This is a genomic window from Rhizobium beringeri, assembly GCF_004306515.1.
Lineage (GTDB): Bacteria > Pseudomonadota > Alphaproteobacteria > Rhizobiales > Rhizobiaceae > Rhizobium > Rhizobium beringeri.
Genome location: NZ_SILG01000001.1, coordinates 2,113,615 through 2,129,094 on the forward strand (window position 1 = coordinate 2,113,615; position 15,480 = coordinate 2,129,094).

Below are 15,480 nucleotides of genomic sequence, written 5' to 3' on the forward strand. Positions count from 1 at the left end.
TCAGCCGGCAAGTGCCACGGCAACCGCCTCGATCGCTTCATCGGCCTTCGATCCATCGGGGCCGCCGGCCTGCGCCATGTCGGGGCGGCCGCCGCCACCCTTGCCGCCGAGGGCGGCAGATGCGATGCGGACGAGATCGACGGCACTGTAGCGCTGCACGAGATCCGGTGTCACCGCCACGACAGCACTTGCCTTGCCGTCGTCAGACACGCCGACGAGGGCAACGACGCCGGAACCGATGCTGGTCTTGCCGTCATCGGCAAGCCCCTTCAAATCCTTGGGATCGACGCCCGAAATCGCCTTGCCGAGGAACTTGACGCCGGCAACTTCGCGCACGGCATCGACCGAGCCGCCCTGCCCGCCGCCCATGGCGAGTTTGCGCTTGGCGTCGGCCAATTCCTTTTCAAGCTTGCGGCGCTCGTCCATCAGCGCTTCGACACGCGACAGCACTTCGCCCGGCTGCACCTTCAGCGAGGCGGCAAGCGTCTTCACGCGTTCGTCCTGTTCGGCCAGATATTCGCGCGCCGATTCGCCGGTGACGGCCTCGATACGGCGAACGCCGGCGCCGACGGCGCTTTCGCCGAGAACGCGGATCAGTCCGATCTGGCCAGTGGCCCCGACATGCGTGCCGCCACAGAGTTCGATGGAATAAGGCTTGCCTGCCTTGGCGCCGCGCACGCCCTCGCCCATCGCCACGACGCGGACTTCATCGCCATATTTCTCGCCGAACAGCGCCATTGCGCCTTCAGCGATTGCATCGTCGACGCTCATCAGCCTCGTGGTAACCGGCGAATTCTGCAGCACGATCTCGTTCGCCATATCCTCGACGATCTTCAGCTCCTCGGCCGACATCGGCTTCGGATGCGAGACGTCGAAACGCAGGCGCTCGGGCGCGACCAGCGAACCCTTCTGCGCTACATGGGTGCCGAGCACTTCGCGCAGCGCCTCATGCAGCAGATGCGTTGCCGAGTGGTTGGCGCGCAGCCGCGAACGGCGGGCATGATCGACTGTCAGCACGACCGCATCGCCGTCCTTGATCACACCGTCGATGACAGTGCCCTGATGCACGAAGAGGCCCTCGCCCCTCTTCTGCGTATCTGAAATCTCGATCTTGCCGTGGTCGGACGAGATCACGCCGGTATCGCCCACCTGGCCGCCGGATTCGCCGTAGAACGGCGTCTGGCTGACGACGATCTGCACCTTGTCGCCGGCCTTGGCCTCGGCAGCGACAGCGCCGTCCTTGACGATCGCCTGCACCACGCCTTCAGCCGTTTCGGTGTCGTAGCCGAGGAATTCGGTGGCACCGTGTTTTTCCTTAAGCTCGAACCAGACGGTTTCCGTCGCCTTCTCGCCGGAACCGGCCCAGTGCGAGCGGGCTTCGGCCTTCTGGCGCTGCATCGCATCGGTGAAACCGGAGATGTCGACACCGATCTCACGGGCACGCAGTGCATCCTGCGTCAGATCGAGCGGGAAGCCATAGGTGTCGTAGAGCTTGAAGGCGGTCTCGCCATCCAGCATATCGCCCTTGGAAAGATCCGTCGTCGCGTCCGACAGAAGTGACAGGCCGCGTTCCAGCGTCTTGCGGAAGCGGTTTTCCTCCAGCTTCAGCGTTTCCGAGATCAGCGCCTCGGCGCGCACCAGTTCCGGATAGGCGCGGCCCATCTGCTGTACCAGTGTCGGCAACAGCTTGTAGACCAACGGTTCCCTAGCGCCGAGCAGCTGCGCATGGCGCATGGCGCGGCGCATGATGCGGCGCAGCACATAACCGCGACCCTCATTCGACGGAAGCACGCCGTCGGCGATCAGGAAGGCCGAGGAGCGCAGGTGGTCGGCGATGACGCGGTGGCTGGCGCTACCTTCCGCCTTGACGCCCATCGTGTCCTCGATGGTGCCGATCAGCTTGCGGAAGAGATCGGTGTCGAACACGCTCTGAACGCCCTGCAGAATGCAGGCCATGCGCTCCAGCCCCATGCCGGTATCGATCGATGGGCGGGGCAGCGGGTTGCGAACGCCAGGTTCGGTCTGCTCGAACTGCATGAAGACGAGGTTCCAGAATTCCAGGAACCGGTCGCCATCCTCCTCCGGTGAGCCCGGAGGGCCGCCCCAAACATTCTCACCCTGGTCGATGAAGATTTCCGAGCACGGGCCGCAGGGGCCGGTATCGCCCATCTGCCAGAAATTGTCAGAAGTCGGGATGCGGATGATCTTGTCGTCGGAAAAGCCGGCGATCTTCTTCCACAGCGTCGCAGCTTCTTCGTCCTCGGAATAGACGGTCACCAGCAGGCGGTTCTTCGGAAGGTCGAAGCCTTCGGTGACGAGCTTCCAGGCAAGCTCGATCGCATTCTCCTTGAAATAGTCGCCGAAGGAGAAGTTGCCGAGCATCTCGAAGAAGGTCAGATGGCGTGCAGTATAGCCGACATTGTCGAGGTCGTTGTGCTTGCCGCCGGCTCGCACGCATTTCTGCGAAGTCGTCGCCGTCGAATAGGGACGCTTTTCGAGGCCGGTGAAGACGTTCTTGAACTGCACCATGCCGGCATTGGTGAACATCAGCGTCGGGTCGTTGCGCGGCACGAGCGGGCTCGACGGAACGATCTCATGGCCGTTCTTCTTGAAATAGTCGAGGAAGGTCGACCGGATATCGTTCACACCGCTCATGCTATGCCCTTCAATGCTGCCGGAGGCAGGTAAATTTAAATTCATCGGCTTTTAACGTTCACCCCCGCCACTGTCCAGCAGACAAACAAAACCGGCCGCATTCTCATCAGGAATGCGGCCGGTTGGAACTGTCCGATGAGTTTAAGCGCGAAAATTACATTTCCGCAGTGGCATCGCCATCGCCGTCATCGGGGTCCGGTCCGCCGTTCTGCAGGAAGCGGTCGGCGATCAGGCCGGCATTCTGGCGCAGCGACAGTTCGATCTCGCGGGCGAGATCCGGATTGTCGCGCAGGAAAGTCTTGGCGTTTTCACGGCCCTGGCCGAGACGCTGGCTGTTATAGGAGAACCAGGCGCCCGACTTTTCGACGATGCCGGCCTTGACGCCGAGATCGACCAGTTCGCCGGTCTTGGAAACACCCTCGCCATACATGATGTCGAACTCGACCTGCTTGAAGGGCGGCGCCATCTTGTTTTTGACGACCTTGACGCGGGTCTGGTTGCCGATCACCTCTTCGCGCTCCTTGACCGCGCCGATGCGGCGGATGTCGAGGCGCACGGAGGCATAGAATTTCAGCGCATTGCCGCCCGTCGTCGTTTCCGGCGAACCGAACATAACGCCGATCTTCATGCGGATCTGGTTGATGAAGATTACCATGGTGTTCGACTTGGAAATCGAAGCGGTGAGCTTGCGCAGCGCCTGGCTCATCAGTCGTGCCTGCAGGCCGGGAAGGCTGTCGCCCATCTCGCCTTCGATTTCGGCGCGCGGCGTCAGTGCGGCGACCGAGTCGACGACCAGAACGTCGACGGCGCCGGAGCGCACCAGCGTATCGGTGATTTCGAGCGCCTGCTCACCGGTATCGGGCTGCGAGATCAGAAGGTTCTGCAGGTCGACGCCGAGCTTGCGGGCATAGACGGGATCGAGCGCATGTTCGGCATCGACGAAGGCGCAGATGCCGCCCTTCTTCTGTGCTTCGGCAATCGTCTGCAGTGCAAGCGTCGTCTTACCAGAGCTTTCCGGCCCGTAGATCTCGATGATGCGGCCCCTCGGCAGGCCACCAACGCCGAGTGCAATATCGAGGCCAAGCGAGCCGGTCGAGATCGTCTCGATCTCGACAACATTCTCGTTGGAGCCGAGTTTCATGATCGAGCCCTTGCCGAACGACCGCTCTATCTGTGAGAGTGCCGCTTCAAGCGCCTTGCTTTTGTCCACCGATTTGTCCTCTACCAGCCGCAATGAATTCTGAGACATCCGATCCACCTTTAGGTTATTGAAGCCGCTCAAGCAATGTCGAGTTTGTACCCTATTTGTTCCATTTTCGCAATAGGCGATCAAATAATTGAAAGAAAAAGGTAAAACGGCCCGTGTTCTGTATTTGTTTTATCGATGAAAAGCAACGGCTTAGGTCTGAAGTGCTGGCGCGAGCGGTGCAATGCGCATCGCATCGATTCGCACTCCGGGCGTCGGGAGAGCGGCTCAGATGACAAAAAGAATTCTCGTTCTCGGCGGTGCCCATATCGACCGGCGTGGCCGCATCTCGGGCGAGACGGCGCCTGGCGCCAGCAATCCCGGCACTTGGTTCGAGGAGCCGGGCGGCGGTGGCTTCAATGCGGCGCGCAACCTCGCAAGGCTTGGTTTTCAGGTGACGATGATCTCGCCGCGCGGCGGCGATCCGATGGGCGAGATGGTCGGAGAAGCTGCCGATTTCGCCGGCATTGACGACCGGCCTTTCGTCTTCCTCGACCGCAAGACGCCGAGCTATACGGCAATCATCGAGAAGGACGGCAATCTGGTGATCGCCCTTGCCGACATGGATCTCTACCGCTTCTTCGTGCCGCGGCGTCTCTCCATCCGCTGGGTGCGGGAGGCCTTCGCCGCCCATGATTTCATCCTCTTCGACGCCAACCTGCCGGAAGAGACGATCGCGGCGATCGTCGCGAAGGCTCGTTCACTCGCCAAGCCCGTTGCGGCAATCGCCATCTCGCCGGCCAAGGTCGTCAGGCTGAAACCCTGCATCGGGGAAATCGACTACCTGTTTCTGAATGAGGCTGAAGCCGCCGCCCTTGCCGGTGAGCGGTCGGAAGAGGCTGCCGGCTGGCCGCCATTGCTGAATGAGATCGGCATCAGGAACGCCGTCGTCACCCGCGGCCGGCGCGAGCTCGTCGCGCTTTGCGATGGCCGCGCCGTGACGTTGCAGCCGCCGATCGCCGACACCGTCGCCGATGTTACGGGTGCAGGCGATTCTCTTGCGGCCGGTACACTCGCCGCATTGATATCAGGCCTGCCGCTCGAAGAAGCCGTCCGCCACGGCACTGCGGCCGCCATACTGACCGTGCAGTCGCGGCACGCCGTCAACGAAAATCTGACGCCCGATCTGCTGAATGAGGCGCTTGCCCTTGTTCCCCAGGTCAGAATTCTGCATTGAAGCGGCTAATTAAATAGTTGAGCATGATGTCGTCCGAAAACCGCTCACACTTTTCGGCATCATGCTCTGTCGATCACAGGACAAGACCATGACCAAGCCCATCTCCCCTCTTCTGCCGATCGCCTATTCGAAGGAAGTCGCCAGCGCCAAGCAGCGCGGCGCGCCGCTGGTGGCGCTGGAATCGACCATCATCACCCACGGCATGCCCTATCCCGGCAATATCGAAATGGCCCGCAGCGTCGAGGCGATCATCCGCGAACAGGGTGCTGTGCCGGCAACGATCGCCGTCATTCACGGCACGCTGCATATCGGTCTTGAAGCCGCGGAACTGGAGCAACTCGCCAAGGCGACCGAAGTGATGAAGGTGTCGCGCGCCGATCTCGCCTTCGCCATCGCCGAGCGCCGCACCGGTGCCACCACCGTCGCGGCGACGATGATCGCGGCGGCGCGCGCTGGCATCCGTGTCTTTGCCACAGGCGGCATCGGCGGCGTGCATCGCGGCGCCGAGGAAAGCTTCGACATATCAGCCGATCTCGAGGAACTGGCGCGCACCGGCGTCATCGTCGTCTGCGCCGGCGCCAAGGCGATCCTCGACATTCCAAAGACGCTGGAAGTGCTGGAAACCCGCGGCGTGCCTGTCGTCACCTATGAGAGCGAGGAATTTCCCGCCTTCTGGTCGCGCTCCTCGGGCATCCGCAGCCCGCTGTCGTTGAACAGCCCGGCCGCCATCGCCAATTTCCAGACGGTGCGCGAGCAGCTCGGCGTCGACGGCGGCATGCTCGTCGCCAATCCGGTACCGGAGGCCGACGAGATCGCGCGCGAGGAGATGGAAATCTATATCGAGCGGGCGCTCGACAGCGCCGAGCGCGACGAAGTCACCGGCAAGGCGGTTACGCCCTATCTTCTGTCGACCATCTTCGACCTGACGGACGGCCAGAGCCTCAAGACCAATATCGCGCTCGTCGAAAACAACGCACGGCTTGCTGCTGAGATCGCGGTGGCGCTGGGGGAATGAGGACTACCGGCTGTCGACGATGCCCGGCAAGCCCCCTCTGCCCTGCCGGGCATCTCCCCCACGGGTGGGGAGATTAGCTGGAAGCACCGGCTTTCTGAACAAATGTCCTTTTCAACTCGGTGAAGCATTGATGTGATGGCAAGCGTTCGCCCCTTGTGATCTCCCACCTGTAGGGGAGATGCCCGGCAGGGCAGAGGGGGCCTGCACGGCACAGCGTCCCCGACGACCATCCCTTCCCTCAGCCGTCCAGCGTCTCCTTGACGACGACGGCGAGCTGCTTCAGCGAGAAGGGCTTCGGCAGGAAGCCGAATTTCGACTCCGGCGGCAGATTTCGGGCAAAGGCATCTTCGGCATAACCGGAGACGAAGATGAATTTCATGTCGGGATAGGTCTTGCGCAGCTCACGCAGCAGCGTCGGACCGTCCATTTCGGGCATCACGACGTCGGAGACGACGATGTCGACCTTGCCGTCGAGCTCTTCCATGATGCTGAGCGCCTCGACGCCTGAGCCAGCCTCGTGCACGGTATAGCCGCGCGTTTCCAGCATGCGCTTGCCGCCGCGGCGCACCGCCTCCTCATCTTCAACGAGAAGGATGACGGCCGATCCCGTCAGGTCCTCCGGCTGCTGCGGCGATACCGGCAGCGGCACCACTTCGGCCCCGGCGATGGCGCCGTCGATCGAGCCTGCTTCGGCGGCCACCGCCGGCTCCGGGATGTGGCGCGGCAGGAAGACGCGGAAGGTCGTGCCTTTGCCGACTTCGGATTCCGGCTGAATGTAGCCGCCCGACTGTTTGACGATGCCGTAGACCATGGCGAGACCGAGGCCGGTGCCCTTGCCGACATCCTTCGTGGTGAAGAACGGTTCGAAGATCTTGTCCATGATCTCGGGCGCGATACCGGTGCCGTTATCCGCGACTTCGATCAACACCATGTCCTCGGCCGGCATGTAGGTGTAGTTGAAGGCGGAGACCTCGGCGGCGGTCAGATTGCGGGTGCGCAGCGTCAGCGTGCCACCCTCGGGCATCGCGTCGCGGGCATTGACGCAGAGGTTGATCAGCACCTGCTCGAACTGCGAAAGGTCTGTTTTGACAGGCCAGAGGTCGCGGCCATATTGCACGTCGAGCCTGACATTGGTGCCGGAAAGCAGCCGGTCGACCAGCATGCGCAGGTCGCCGACGACATCGGTCAGGTTCAGCACCGAGGGCCGCATCGTCTGCTTGCGCGAGAAGGCGAGCAGCTGGCGCACCAGCACGGCGGCGCGGTTGGCGTTGCGCTTGATCTCTATCAGGTCGGCGAAGCTGGCATCGGCCGGCCGCGCCTGCAGCAGCAGATGGTCGGAGGAAAGCAGAATCGCCGTCAGCACGTTGTTGAAATCATGCGCGATGCCGCCGGCGAGTGTTCCCACAGCATTCATCTTTTGCGTCTGCGCCATCTGCGCTTCCAGCGCCTTCTGCTCGGTCACCTCGACGGCGTAGACGATCGCGGCCTCCTCGGGCGCCTCGTCGCTCTGGTCGATGACGGCATTGACATAGAAGCGGAAATAGCGCGCCTCGTCGGTCGGTGTGCGGGTGTCGAGCGGCGCAATGTCGCCCTGCCGGTCCTTGGCCGCCGCCAGCGCCGCGGCGAGATGCGGCCGATCGCTCTCCTGCACGATGGTTTCGAGGCGCGGTGCCTTTTCGAGGTCATCGCGCGAGACGACACCGGAGAACATCTTCAGGAATGGTGCATTGGTGCGCAGGATGCGCCCGTCGCCGTCAACCGAGGCGATGGCCATCGGCGTGTTGTTGAAGAAGCGAGTGAAGCGCATTGCGGCGGCCGAAGCGGACTGGCCGCCGGCATCGCTCTTTTCACGCGCCAGCACGATCGTCCGGCTTTCGCCGGGTGCGCCGTCGCGCATCGAGGTGACACTGTGGATGATCTGCACCGGCAGGCTCTGGCCATTGCTCTTGCGCAGGTCGAGATCGAGCGTCACGGTCTTCTTCAGGCCGGGTTCGGCCTGCACCGACTGAATCAGTGCCAGCCCCTCGCCCGCCACGACGTCGCCGATCGTCATCGAGCCCGGCACGAACTTGGTCAGGTCGAGACCCAGCCACTCGGCAAGCGTCGCATTCAGGTAGAAGATCTCGCCCTTCCTGCCGGCGGAAAAGAAGCCGGCCGGCGCATGGTCGAGATAGTCGATCGCGTTCTGCAATTCCTTAAAGAAGCGCTCCTGGTCGTCGCGCTCAGTGGTGATGTCGGTAATCTGCCAGATTTGCAGCGGCTTGCCGCCATTCTCCTCTGGCTGCAGCAGTCGTGCCTTCAGCCGGTACCAATGGGCGCCGGAACTGTTGCTGCCAGGCCCGACGGCACGCAGCAGCCGGAATTCCTCGCGGCCTTCCTTGCCCTCGCGCAAACCGTTGACCAGCCTGTAGAGCGCCTCGTTGGATTCGCGATGGCGCGACAGTAGCGTTTCCAGCGTCTGCACCTCGGTCGCCTTGCGTGCGCCGGTCAGCGCACCATAGGCGGCATTGGCATAGATGATCCGGCCCTTTTCGTCGGTGATCAGCGTTCCGTCGGGATGGCTGTTGAGGAAGGCGCGCGCCAGGCTGTCGGACTGGCGCTGCGGCATCACCTCGATGAAGCCGATGACCGAGGATACCAGGAAGAAGATGCCGACCATGGCGAGCACGCCGAGACCGCCAAGCACGACCTCGTTGTCGAGCGACTTTTTGAAGAAGACGAAGGCGCCGGCGGCAGCGATCAGCACGAGCGCCAGCAGAAGAATGCGCAAGACCGTGCCAGAACGCCCCCCACGATCCACAAGCGGTGCGTTATAGTCGTCGGCCTGACGCGGTTTCGTCATATATTCCTCACATAAGCCCTCCTGCTTCGTAGCACGAACACGAAGCAGGAATCAGGCACTCTTTCCTTCTTAGCAATTTGCCGCGTCGGCAAAAACACCGCTGGCCGGCAAGACTGCTTGAATTCACAGGCAACAGCGCCATCTGCCCCAGAAGCCCAACGCTGCTGCCCGTGCGCAAGGTCGCCGAGCGCCTGGCAGCGGAACACGAAATCGCGTTCTCCCGTGACTGGACAGCATCGGCGGCCCTTGCCTAAGGAACGGAAAAGTCGTCAATATGTGCCGAATGCGAAATGGAGTGAGTGACTATGTTGGATGATGTTGTCGGAGAGTATGGCAGCCGTTTCCTGCTTGCCGCCGGTGGCGTCGGTCTGGCGCTTCTCCTGCTCATCATCGTGCTCTGGGTGATCCGCAGCCGGGCGCCCTCGCCCTTCGTGCGCGGCGGCCGCAACCGGCAGCCCCGGCTGCAGGTGCTGGATGCCGCAGCCGTCGATGCCCGTCGCCGGCTGGTGCTGGTGCGCCGCGACGACGTCGAGCACCTGATCATGATCGGCGGCCCGAGCGATATCGTCATCGAAAGCCGTATCCTGCCCGTAGCGGCCGAACAGCCGGAAAGCGCCGACCGCCCGCAGCCCGTCGAGCAGCGTCCGATATCTGTCGTGCGGCCGGAAACACCGCCGGTCTCGCCACCGCGCCCACCGGTCGCAGCCCGTGTCGAGCCGGCCGCAGAGCCCACTTTCTCTGCGCCGGTTTCGCCAGAGCCGCGCCCGCGCCCAGAACCGTCGGCCGTGGCACCGCCGGTGGTCACGAGCCCTCTTCCGGCAGAGCCCGTAACAGCTCCGCTGTCGGCCGAACGCGACAATCCTCTGCGCGCCGTCCCGCCCCAGCCACGCCCGCAGGAGCGCCCCGCCGCTCCCCCAGCCGCGCAGCCCGCACCGTTTCACGATGCCTCAAGCGCCGCCGAGATCCTCGATGCCGCCCGCCAGCGCGTGCTGCCGCAACAGCGAATCGAACCTGAGGTTTCCGCCCCGTCCGTCCAGAACATGCCGGCGGCCGCGCGCGTCGCACCTGGAACGGCCGAAGACGATGCGGCTGCGCAGTCGGCAGCGGCGACCCGTCATGATTTCCAGCGGGTGCTGGAAGAGGAAATGTCAAACAATCTGACGGCCGAACGCATCGTGCCGGCGCCGGCAAACCAGGCGCCTCGCCAAGCCGTGCCGCAGCCGGCCAACCTGCCACGCCGTGATCCCGAGCTTGCCCCGATCACCGGCGCCGATACCGAACTGCAGAAGGAAGTCGCCCGCATCTTCGGCGAAATGAGTGTCAATCGCGACAAGTGACGGCGCCTGCCTGACATCGGATTGCGAGAGCGCGCCCTCCTTCATCATCACGTTGCACAAAAGCCGCATTGCCCTGGTTTTCATCACCCGAACGGCTTGGGGGCTCCCTTTCATGCCGATCATTTGTTATCCCTAGGGTTGAAGAGCGTTGGCGCATTCGAGGTTGCACTTTGCCTAAGTAAATACCGGTCTCACTCCAGTTTCACCCGTACTGCCGCAGAGCGACACGCTGGCGGCATGCGAACGTGTTCATCGGGTGGTGGCGAGAGACCGGTTTGGCATTGTTACAATGTGCCATGTGCAGCTCCGCTGTCTCAGCTCTTCAGCCGCCCACAACATCGCCAAACCGCGCCCGCAAGGGGTTTTCTCATGCACCATCTTGTTGGACTTCCGAACGGAAGACCAAGACGGTATGTGCAATACGCTTCAGGTCCGATGGACCATTATTCCCAAGACAGCTCCCCAGCCTTGGATTGCATGCGGTGGATGCGGGGGCCCGAGAGCTTTCCAATCCAGCGGCAGGATCCGGCTCAACGCCAACGGTCGCAAACTTGACGCTTGGCTTATCTACAAATGCCTGACCTGTGAAAGGACGTGGAACCGGCCAATCATCGAGCGCCGCAATGTTCGCGACATCGACCCTGCAATCCTTGACGCGTTACAATCCAACGATCCGGACTGGATCCGGGCGGAAACCTTCAACCTGGATGCTCTCCGGCACAAGTCGCAGCGTGTGGACGAATTTGCTGAATTTGAAATCGCAAAAGAAATCCAGCGCGAAACTGCAAATTGGACGAAATTGGCAATCGAACTGATGGTCCCGTTTCCAACGAGCATACGGCTTGACCGCTTGCTGGCGTCCGAGCTGAAGGTTTCACGCTCGCGGCTGCAGGCTCTTCATGAAGAAGGCATGGTTCGGACAGATCCTGACCGATCAGACGTCATGCGGCGGCGAATCAGGAACGGCACCCTGATTGTGATTGACCTCACCATACAGACCGATCGAGAGCAATCGTGGAAACCTCTGGCATCAGGAGATCGGCTGTAATCACGGAAATCCGCGGCCACAACAGCTCGATCCCTGGCCTTTGTGGCTTGTTCCCCAACACACCGGGACAATCGATAAACAAAAAAACGCCGCGATCGGATCGCGGCGCTTATTCTGCTCTCATGCCTGCATGAAAACTCTCATTCGTCGCGATAGACCTTTTCGCGGCGTTCGTGACGCTCCTGCGCCTCAATAGACAGCGTCGCAATCGGGCGGGCGTCGAGGCGCTTGAGGCCGATCGGTTCGCCGGTTTCCTCGCAATATCCGTAGGTGCCGTCTTCGATGCGCTGCAGTGCCGCGTCGATCTTCGAAATCAGCTTTCTCTGTCTGTCACGGGCGCGAAGTTCGATCGCCCGGTCTGTTTCCGACGACGCCCGGTCGGCGAGGTCGGGATGGTTTGCGCTTTCCTCGGCCAGATGGTCGAGTGTCTCGCGCGCTTCTCTAAGGATATCATTTCTCCATGCAACCAGCTTCGCCCTGAAGTAGGCACGCTGGTTTACGTTCATGAATTCTTCCTCTTCCGAGGGAACGTAATTGCTAAGATCGATCTTCTCACTCAACGCGATTCTCCTGAAGAACATCTCATCTGGCCGGGTGTATATCCCAAGCGCTAGTCGCGATTCAAGCCAAATACGACAGGTAAACAGATTTTTAAATCTGTCACAGTTTTCGGCTAACAGACTATTTTCTCATCATTATTCCGGCTTGCGTTTTTTGCTTCGCCTTCAAAACGCCGTGTTGTCAGCCGCGTTTTGGGCAGCTGGAGCATCGCTGACGGTTGACGCCGGCCGATTGCAACCGCTACTGAAAAGGCCCGCTGGATCCTGGATTTGCCCATGACCGTACCCCTGCCTCCGCCCAACCGCATCTATCTCCTGCGCCATGCCGAGGCCGCCTGGGCCGAACCCGGACAGCGCGATTTCGACCGGCCGCTGAACGAAAAGGGCTTTGGCGATGCCGAAATCATCGCCGACAAGGCCGCCGACAAGGGCTACCGTCCCGATCTTCTGATCAGTTCTACGGCGCTGCGCTGCCGCGATACCGCCGATGCGGTGTACCGGGCGATGGGCCTCACGCTCGAGGTTCGTTATGTTGACGCGCTCTATAATGCCACGGTCGACACCTATCTCGAGATCATCGATGCGCAGGACGAATCTGCCGTCATGCTGGTCGGCCACAATCCAACCATGGAGCAGGCGCTGGAGGCGCTGATCGGTCACGAGGCGATGGTAAGCGCCCTTCCCGGCGGCTTCCCGACAGCAGGCCTTGCCGTGCTCGATTTCGATGCTTCGGCCACCGCCTGGCGCCTCACCGATTTCGTGGTCGTCTGAAGACTTTCGCGCCGCTTCTTTTGCGGGCGGCGCGCCCTCCCTATATTGCGGGGCAGTCACCAACCGGAATCGCGCCTTGCCGCCACGCCTGACATCTTTTGCCGATGACGCCCGCATCGCCTTCGACAATCTCGCCGATCGGGCGAGCGGCCTCGTCAATCCGACCGTGCGGCTCGGCGTCACTGGCCTCTCCCGCTCCGGCAAGACGGTCTTCATCTCCTCGCTGGTCCACAATCTGTTGAATGGCGGCCGCCTGCCGCTGTTCGAGCCGGTCCAATCCGGCCGCGTCTCGGCGGTGCGGCTGGAGCCGCAGCCCGACGATGCCGTGCCGCGCTTTCAATACGAGGACCATATCCGCGCACTGGTGAAGGACCGTATCTGGCCGGATTCGACCCGCGCCATATCCGAACTGCGCATCACGCTGGATTATCAGAGCGCCAGCGGCTGGAACCGGCTGTTTTCGCCCGGCCGTCTGTCGATCGATATCGTCGATTATCCCGGCGAATGGCTGCTCGACCTGCCGCTGCTCGGCAAGGATTATCGTACTTTCAGCGAGGAGACGATCGCACTCGCCGAAACCGGCGTCCGCTCCGAGCTGTCACGGGAATGGCTGGCGCTGACGCGCACCGCCGATATCCATGCCGGCGCCGACGAGATGGCCGCCCGCGATCTCGCCACCGCCTTTGCCGATTATCTCAAGGCCTGCAAAGCCGACGAACGCTCGCTCTCCACCCTGCCGCCCGGCCGCCTGCTTCTGCCCGGCGATCTCGACGGGTCGCCGGCATTGACCTTCGCGCCGCTGGCGCTGCCGCCGGACGGACGACCCGGCCGCGGCTCGCTCTGGACGATGATGGAGCGGCGCTACGAGGCCTACAAATCGGTCGTCGTCAAACCTTTCTTCCGCGAGCATTTCGCCCGGCTCGACCGCCAGATCGTCCTGGTCGATGCGCTGCAGGCGATGAACCGCGGCCCCGAAGCCGTGCAGGATCTGGAACGCGCGCTGACCGATGTGCTCGCCTGTTTCCGCCCCGGCACCAATTCGCTGCTCTCCTCCCTGCTCGGGCGCCGCATCGACCGCGTGCTGGTCGCCGCCACCAAGGCCGATCATCTCCACCATGAAAGCCACGACCGGCTCGATGCACTGACCCGCCGCCTGGTGGATCGCGCCATCGACCGCATCGGCATTGCAGGCGCCGGCATCGACGTCATGGCGCTTGCCTCCGTGCGCGCCACCCGCGAGGCGACCGTCAAACGTGATGGCCATGAACTGCCGGTCATCGTCGGCACGCCGATGGAGGGCGAAACCATCGCCGGCGAGCGCTTCGACGGCCAGAGAAAGACTGCAATTTTCCCCGGCGACCTGCCGGAGGATCCGGAAAGCCTGTTCGATCGCCTCGCCGCGGGCGATACCGACCTGCAATTGCCCGATGTCAACGTCGTCAGGTTCCGCCCGCCGCAACTCGAGGAAACCGGCGGCGGCATCAAGCTGTCGGTGCCGCATATCCGCCTCGACCGCGCTATGCAGTTCCTGTTCGGAGACCGTCTCGCATGAGCAAGCCCCCATCCGATCCGCCGCGCCGCGCACCCGCCGCCTTCACCTATGAGGACGAGGCTGCCGAGCTGCGCGACAAAGGCCGGCAAGGAGAGCAGCGGCGCAAGCCGGAAAGCTTTTCCGAAAATATCTTCGTGACACCTGATGAGGACGACCCCTTCCTCAATCCCGAGAAGGATCTGAGCGCGGTCCCCGTCGCAACCCCGCTGAGACGTCGGACCTCCTTCGGCAAGATCGCCGCCGGCGCCTTCGGCATCCTGCTGTCGCTCGCCATCGGCCTCTGGACCGATAGCCTGATCCGCGATCTCTTCACCCGCGCCGACTGGCTGGGTTATGCAGCCCTTGCCGTGCTAGCAATCGGCATCCTTGCCGTGCTGGCCCTCGTCATCCGCGAAACCGTCGGCATGATGCACCTTGCCGCCGTCCAGAAGATCAAGGCCGAAGCCGAGGCGGCGATACTCGAGACTCGGCCAGCCAAGGCCCGCGCCGTCGTCGCCCAGCTGACCGCGCTGCTGTCGGCAAATCCTGAGACATCGAAGGGCCGCGCGACGCTGAAGGCGACCGAAGGCGAGGTCATCGATCCCCCGCATCTGATTGCACTAGCCGAACGCGAGCTGCTCGCTCCCCTCGATCGCAAGGCCAGGGCGCTCATCGTCAACGCCTCCAAGCGTGTCTCGATCGTCACCGCCGTCAGCCCACGCGCCGTCGTCGATCTGCTCTATGTGCTCTACGAGGCGGTACGCCTCATCCGCGCTATGGCCGAGCTGTACGGCGGCCGTCCCGGCACGCTCGGCATGTTCCGCCTGCTGCGCGACGTGCTGGCGCATCTGGCCGTCACCGGCTCGATCGCCGTTGGTGACAGCCTGGTCCAGCAGGTGCTCGGCCATGGGCTGGCCTCGAAGCTCTCGGCCCGACTCGGCGAAGGTGTCATCAACGGCCTGATGACCGCTCGCATCGGAATCGCGGCGATGGATCTCTGCCGCCCGCTTGCCTTCCACGCCCTGAAGCGGCCGGGAATCGGTGATTTCATCGGCGATCTCACCCCCTCCATGTCGCCGCGCGGCAACAATCTTTGAACGGCGAGCGCTTTGCGGGACTTTCGCCTTCCCCAGCGTAAGGCAAGGAAAATATAAGCCGATTCAACGCAATAGTGGCGGAATCTTGAAATCAATGCCGCGCAAAAACCCTGCATTGCCCTGCATTTCGGCACAATCGAAAGGAAGGATTAACCATTCTTCGGCAAAACTTGCAGCCAGTTCGTGAGTGGTGTTTGCCAA

The 15,480-nt window shown here is 62.6% G+C and carries 12 protein-coding genes; 7 read left to right on the top strand and 5 right to left on the bottom strand.

Annotation, left to right across the window (positions count from 1 at the left end):
* Positions 1-2,655: an alanine--tRNA ligase gene (gene alaS, locus ELH03_RS10750; RefSeq protein WP_128402640.1), complete on the bottom strand. Its 2,655-nt coding sequence runs from the start codon at positions 2,653-2,655 to the stop codon at positions 1-3.
* A 154-nt stretch (positions 2,656-2,809) separates the two neighbouring features.
* Positions 2,810-3,904, bottom strand: a complete 1,095-nt coding sequence (gene recA, locus ELH03_RS10755; RefSeq protein ID WP_003540131.1) for a recombinase RecA — start codon at positions 3,902-3,904, stop codon at positions 2,810-2,812.
* 229 nt (positions 3,905-4,133) lie between these two features.
* Here recA and ELH03_RS10760 point away from each other — a divergent pair, with 229 nt between their 5' ends.
* Positions 4,134-5,078: a carbohydrate kinase family protein gene (locus ELH03_RS10760; protein ID WP_128402641.1), complete on the top strand. Its 945-nt coding sequence runs from the start codon at positions 4,134-4,136 to the stop codon at positions 5,076-5,078.
* An 88-nt stretch (positions 5,079-5,166) separates the two neighbouring features.
* Positions 5,167-6,093 carry a pseudouridine-5'-phosphate glycosidase gene (locus ELH03_RS10765; RefSeq protein WP_012757660.1) on the top strand — a complete coding sequence of 309 codons (927 nt, stop codon included), beginning with the start codon at positions 5,167-5,169 and terminating at the stop codon, positions 6,091-6,093.
* Positions 6,094-6,331: 238 nt separating this feature from the next.
* On the opposite strand, the gene cckA is transcribed toward ELH03_RS10765, so the two are convergent.
* Complete coding sequence (gene cckA / locus ELH03_RS10770) at positions 6,332-8,935, bottom strand: cell cycle histidine kinase CckA (RefSeq protein WP_128402642.1); 2,604 nt, start codon at positions 8,933-8,935, stop codon at positions 6,332-6,334.
* A gap of 299 nt (positions 8,936-9,234) precedes the next feature.
* Between cckA and ELH03_RS10775 the strand changes: the two genes are divergently transcribed.
* Positions 9,235-10,272, top strand: coding sequence for a flagellar biosynthetic protein FliO (locus tag ELH03_RS10775; protein ID WP_128402643.1), 1,038 nt, complete (start codon positions 9,235-9,237; stop codon positions 10,270-10,272).
* Between the two features lie 412 nt (positions 10,273-10,684).
* The gene (locus ELH03_RS10780) at positions 10,685-11,320 is read left to right on the top strand and encodes a DUF1062 domain-containing protein (protein WP_128402644.1); all 636 of its coding nucleotides are present in this window, start codon (positions 10,685-10,687) and stop codon (positions 11,318-11,320) included.
* 140 nt (positions 11,321-11,460) lie between these two features.
* Here ELH03_RS10780 and dksA read toward each other — a convergent pair whose 3' ends face one another.
* On the bottom strand, positions 11,461-11,880 hold the full coding sequence (gene dksA, locus ELH03_RS10785; RefSeq protein ID WP_017964517.1) for an RNA polymerase-binding protein DksA: 420 nt from the start codon (positions 11,878-11,880) through the stop codon (positions 11,461-11,463).
* Positions 11,881-12,156: 276 nt separating this feature from the next.
* On the opposite strand from dksA, the gene ELH03_RS10790 reads away from it, so the two are divergent.
* The 3 genes from ELH03_RS10790 to ELH03_RS10800 all read left to right on the top strand — a co-directional run bounded on the left by ELH03_RS10790 (position 12,157) and on the right by ELH03_RS10800 (position 15,279).
* Positions 12,157-12,651, top strand: coding sequence for a SixA phosphatase family protein (locus ELH03_RS10790; protein WP_128402645.1), 495 nt, complete (start codon positions 12,157-12,159; stop codon positions 12,649-12,651).
* Positions 12,652-12,727: 76 nt separating this feature from the next.
* Positions 12,728-14,203, top strand: a complete 1,476-nt coding sequence (locus tag ELH03_RS10795) for a YcjX family GTP-binding protein (RefSeq protein ID WP_128402646.1) — start codon at positions 12,728-12,730, stop codon at positions 14,201-14,203.
* Positions 14,200-15,279: a YcjF family protein gene (locus ELH03_RS10800; protein WP_128412788.1), complete on the top strand. Its 1,080-nt coding sequence runs from the start codon at positions 14,200-14,202 to the stop codon at positions 15,277-15,279. Before ELH03_RS10795 ends, ELH03_RS10800 begins: the two co-directional genes overlap by 4 nt.
* 63 nt (positions 15,280-15,342) lie before the next feature.
* On the opposite strand, the gene ELH03_RS37370 is transcribed toward ELH03_RS10800, so the two are convergent.
* Positions 15,343-15,480 carry a hypothetical protein gene (locus ELH03_RS37370; protein ID WP_164902094.1) on the bottom strand — a complete coding sequence of 46 codons (138 nt, stop codon included), beginning with the start codon at positions 15,478-15,480 and terminating at the stop codon, positions 15,343-15,345.

Bases quoted from the DNA above. Each gene is read 5' to 3' on its own strand.
- alaS (WP_128402640.1), bottom strand. From the start codon at position 2,655: ATGAGCGGTGTGAACGATATCCGGTCGACCTTCCTCGACTATTTCAAG.
- recA (WP_003540131.1), bottom strand. From the start codon at position 3,904: ATGTCTCAGAATTCATTGCGGCTGGTAGAGGACAAATCGGTGGACAAA.
- ELH03_RS10760 (WP_128402641.1), top strand. From the start codon at position 4,134: ATGACAAAAAGAATTCTCGTTCTCGGCGGTGCCCATATCGACCGGCGT.
- ELH03_RS10765 (WP_012757660.1), top strand. From the start codon at position 5,167: ATGACCAAGCCCATCTCCCCTCTTCTGCCGATCGCCTATTCGAAGGAA.
- cckA (WP_128402642.1), bottom strand. From the start codon at position 8,935: ATGACGAAACCGCGTCAGGCCGACGACTATAACGCACCGCTTGTGGAT.
- ELH03_RS10780 (WP_128402644.1), top strand. From the start codon at position 10,685: ATGTGCAATACGCTTCAGGTCCGATGGACCATTATTCCCAAGACAGCT.
- ELH03_RS10790 (WP_128402645.1), top strand. From the start codon at position 12,157: ATGACCGTACCCCTGCCTCCGCCCAACCGCATCTATCTCCTGCGCCAT.
- ELH03_RS10800 (WP_128412788.1), top strand. From the start codon at position 14,200: ATGAGCAAGCCCCCATCCGATCCGCCGCGCCGCGCACCCGCCGCCTTC.